General features: G+C 35.9%; 1 protein-coding gene. It reads right to left on the bottom strand.

The window, feature by feature from the left end:
• Positions 1 to 376 (bottom strand): helix-turn-helix domain-containing protein (locus EF384_RS09665; RefSeq protein WP_148076713.1); only part of this gene is annotated, 376 nt, incomplete at both ends.

The raw sequence follows: 376 nt of genomic DNA, 5'->3' as shown, positions 1-376 counted from the left end.
TTCTTTGGATCCTGAAATATTTTCTTATCAGCTTTCTTCCGTTTACCCATTTTCGGTGGCCTACCTCTCTGTTCTGATAAGCCATCGACGCCTTTCTTGAGGATAGTAGTGCGCCAATTACAAATTAAACTAGGGTTATTCATCCCTAATGAATTGGCTACTTCTCGATAACTCATCTCTGTTGTTTCATACAATTTTACAGCACTAAGCTTAAAATAAACAGAGTAATGAGTTTGATTCTTACTACGTTTCAGTCCTTCGATTCCAAATTGTTGATAGCTATTAACCCATCTTCTTACAATAGATTCTTGTATATTATATTTCTTTGCTACCGCTAGGTAGCCACCATAGTTCCCCAGATAATGTTTTACAATTT

Source organism: Aerococcus agrisoli (assembly GCF_003797145.1).
In the GTDB taxonomy this organism is placed as follows: domain Bacteria; phylum Bacillota; class Bacilli; order Lactobacillales; family Aerococcaceae; genus Aerococcus; species Aerococcus agrisoli.
The sequence above is the reverse complement of the archived record's forward strand: the minus strand, read 5'-3'. Positions and strand labels throughout refer to the sequence as shown.